This is a genomic window from Thermoanaerobaculia bacterium (assembly GCA_035260525.1).
GTDB lineage: Bacteria > Acidobacteriota > Thermoanaerobaculia > UBA5066 > DATFVB01 > DATFVB01.
This window is the reverse complement of record DATFVB010000001.1, coordinates 1-3,578: the sequence shown is the minus strand read 5'-3', so window position 1 is coordinate 3,578 and position 3,578 is coordinate 1. Positions and strand designations below refer to the sequence as shown.

The window sequence follows — 3,578 nt, the reverse complement described above, 5'->3', positions numbered from 1 at the left end:
CTCGGCTCGGGCTCGACCGACGTCCCGATCGTCCTCGCCCGGAAGGCGGCGCGGAGCGGGATCCGCCTCTCGATCATGTCGCTCGACGTCCAGGTCGCCCATCTCGCGACCGCGCGCCGTCTCTACGGTGCCGCCGCGCCTTCGCTCGTCGCGGGCGACGCGCGGCGCACGCCGTTTCCCGACGGCAGCTTCGACTGGGTGATCTCGGCGCAGTTCTTCCACCACTTCTCTCCGGAGGAGAACGTCGGGATCCTCCGCGAGATGGCGCGGCTGGCCCGCCTCGGCCTTTTCGTCCTCGACCTGCGCCGGCACGCGGTCGCGCGGCTCGCGGTAATGGGCCTCGGCCCCTTCTGCTTCCGGAGCGCGCTGACCGTCGAGGATGCGCGCATGTCGGTCGAGCAGGCCTACACTCCGGCGGAGGTCCTCGGCATCGCGCGGCTCGCGGGCCTCGCGGCGTGCGAAGTCCGCGCCGTGCCGCCCTTCCGGTTCGTGCTCTCGGCGCGGCGGTGACCGCCGAATTCGACGCCGCGATCGTCGGCGCCGGCCCGGCCGGATCGTCGGCGGCGATCGAGCTCGCGCGCGGCGGATTCTCCGTCGTCGTTCTCGAGAAGGACCGATTTCCACGCGACAAGGTGTGCGGCGAGTTCCTCTCTCCGGAGGCGATGGCGGACCTCTCCCGCTGGGGCGTGGCGGCGCGGCTCGACGGAGAGCACGTCGAGCGAATCGACCGCGGAACCTTTTTCTTCGAGCACGGACGGTCGGTCGAGTTTCCCCTTCCCCGGCCGGCCATCGGCGTCTCGCGGCGCCTGCTCGACACCCGGCTCGCCGAGGAGGCCGCGTCCTCGGGCGCGCAGGTCCGGTTCGGCGCGAACGTCGATCGCATCGACGGCTCGCTCGGCGACGGCTTCGCCGTGTCGGCGGCGGGGGGCGAGAGTCCCGTGACGGCGCGCGTCGTGCTCGCGGCATGGGGACGTTGGACGCCGCTCGACCGCGCTCTGGGACGGTCGTTCGCGGCGCGGACGCGCGGGCGGTTCTTCGGCTGGAGCCGGCACGACTCCGGCGACTCGTCGCATCTCGCCGGCCGGATCCACCTCCATTTCTTCCGCGGGGGCTACGGCGGCCTCTCGCGGGTGGAGGACGGCCTCGTCAACTTCGCGGGCGTCGTCTCCGAGAACGAGCTCCGACGCCGTCTCGGCACGGCGAACGATGGCGGAAACGGATGGGAGCGTTTTCTCGCCGCGCTCGTCGATGGAGAGCCCCGGCTCCGCGCCGACCTCGCGCCGCTTTCTCCGACGCGCGAAGTGCTCGGCACCCCGGCGGTCTTCTTCGAGCGCCACGCGCCCGCCTTCCGCGGAATTCTCGGCGTGGGCGACGCGGCCGGCATCCGCGATCCCTTCACCGGGGACGGCCAGGCGACGGCGATCCGCGGCGGCGTCGTCGCCGCGCGATGGGTCGGACGTTTCCTGCGCGGCGAGATCGCCCCGGCGGACCTCGAGCGGTTCTACCGCGCGGCGTGGCGACGCGAGTTCGGCGCTCGTTTCACGTGGGACGCGATCTTCCGCAAGGCGCTCCTCTCCCCGGCCGCGCGCCGTCTCCTGCTCCCCGTCGCGCTGCCGCTCGTGCGCGCCGGCATCGAACGCACGCGGCTGCGCGCCGTCGATTGATACACGATTTCAGCGGTGGTCGAGTCGCGCGGCACCTCGTGCCGCGCCTACTGTGGCATGAGAAGCCTTGGTTCCGGTCGCTGCAGGGCGGGGCGCTTCGGACCTCGTCAACGGGCCCAGAGGGGGCTTGGGGGAAGCATCCCCCAGGTAGAACGTTCAGCCCGGCGGTTCGGTCGCCGATGCCCGTTGGCGAAGGCGACCGATCTGCGCCGACCCGTCCGCCGAAGCTTCAGCGAAGGCGGAAGGCGCCCGCCGGAGCGAGCGTCTGCCGCGGGCTCGCGATCCCTCGTCGCGATGCGGCTGCGAGTGGCGCGGGGTCGTCTCTCCCGGAGCCGGCCGCCGCGCACCGTTCCCGTAACCCTATCCGCAGCGTGCGCCGGCCGGGCCGGGGACCTTCGCTCCTACCCTCACCCGGCCACCTGCGGTGGCCACCCTCCCCCAAACGGGGGAGGGGGATTTTGCGGCTCGCTCACGCTCTCGACCTTATGTGAGCGACTACGCGTCAGGACCCGCACCCGCCGCATCGCCGCCGTCGTCCCGCGATCGCCGCCGGCTGCGCGAGCAATTCTCGAAGACAGTCGCGCGGCACAACGTGCCGCGCTTCCTCCAGACACCCCGTCGCGAGAAGCCGCCGCGGGCTCGCGATCCCTCGTCGCGATCCGCCGCGGGTGGCGCGGCGCGAATCCCGGCGGGAGCCGCTCGCCCCGCACCGGCCTGTAACCCTATCCGCGGCCGGCGCCGAGCGGTCCCGGCGGGGCGCGCCGCGTCAGGATCCGCGAACCGCGGAGCGCGTCATACATCCCGCGAGCTCGACGGCCGTTCGAGCGATCACCACTCTTCGTCGGCCTCTTCCTTCTTCTCCGCACCCCGGGCCGCCGCGTCGGCGACATCCTGGTCGTCCGACTCTCGCAGGTCCTCCGGAAGAACGGACTCCGCTTCGCGCGCGAGCGCTTCCGCGTCGTGCCCCGCGCCCCATTCCTGAAGGCTCTCCGTGTACTTCTCGTCGGATTTCCAGTCGCCTTCACCCATCACGCCGGGAGTTCTCGGCGCCGCGGGCGCCCTGCGGGGAGGGGCGGCCTTCTTCGCGGCGACCTTTTTCGGAACGGGCTTCTTCGGAGCCACGGCGCGTTTCGTCTTCCTCGGAGCCGCTGCGCGTTTCGCTCTCTTCGGAGCCGCCTTCTTCGCGGCTCTTCCTACGCGCGCCTTCGCGGCACTTCTGACGCGCGCCTTCGCGGCGCGACGCTTCGGCGCCCTGGCAGATCTCTTCGCGGCGCGCGGTTTCGCCCTGCGCGGCGCGGACTTTCGGCCCGCCGATTTCGCGGCGCGCGACGACTTCTTCTTCGCCGAGCTTCGCGACTTCGCCGAGCTCCTCGACGCCTTTCTCACCGGACGCTTGGCCTTCTTCTTCGTCGCCATTTCATCTCCTCTCCGGGACGAGACTCCCGGTTTCTATAATCATATATGTGGTCTCCGAGCGAATCGTGGTGCGGGCCGACTCCCGCGGCGTGCGAATCGAGATCGCTCCGCCGGTCTCTTCGGCACCGCTGCGCCGGCGGCTCCTCGCGGCCGCATCCCTCCTGTCGGCGGGGACCCTCCTGGGCGCGATCCGGCTCGCCGAAGAGTGGCGCCACATCGCGGCCGGGAGAGAGACGATTCCGGCCGGGGCCCTTTTCGGCATGACCGTGGCGGTCCTGCTGGGCGCTCCGGCGGCGCTCGTCGGCCTCGTCGCCCTTTTCTTCGCCGAAGAAACGCTCGAGATCGAGCGCGATGCGATCACCCGCGAGATCTCGATCTTCGGAGCCGGGGAGCGCCGCACGCTCCCGCGCACCGACGCGACGCGGCTCCTCTGGACGACCCGGCCCGTTCCTCCCTGGTGGACCTGGACTTTCCGGCGCCTGGCGCTGGTGACGGGCG

At 71.9% G+C, this 3,578-nt stretch carries 4 protein-coding genes; 3 read left to right on the top strand and 1 reads right to left on the bottom strand.

What is annotated here, in order from left to right; all coding sequences use genetic code 11:
• A partial coding sequence (locus VKH46_00020; protein ID HKB69201.1) for a methyltransferase domain-containing protein occupies positions 1-510 on the top strand: 510 nt, incomplete at its 5' end.
• The gene (locus VKH46_00015; protein ID HKB69200.1) at positions 507-1,664 is read left to right on the top strand and encodes an NAD(P)/FAD-dependent oxidoreductase; all 1,158 of its coding nucleotides are present in this window, start codon (positions 507-509) and stop codon (positions 1,662-1,664) included. The genes VKH46_00020 and VKH46_00015, both read left to right, overlap by 4 nt.
• A gap of 828 nt (positions 1,665-2,492) precedes the next feature.
• Here the strand turns inward: VKH46_00015 and VKH46_00010 are convergent.
• Positions 2,493-2,786, bottom strand: coding sequence for a hypothetical protein (locus tag VKH46_00010; GenBank protein HKB69199.1), 294 nt, complete (start codon positions 2,784-2,786; stop codon positions 2,493-2,495).
• Positions 2,787-3,127: 341 nt separating this feature from the next.
• Between VKH46_00010 and VKH46_00005 the strand changes: the two genes are divergently transcribed.
• Positions 3,128-3,578 (top strand): hypothetical protein (locus VKH46_00005; GenBank protein ID HKB69198.1); only part of this gene is annotated, 451 nt, incomplete at its 3' end.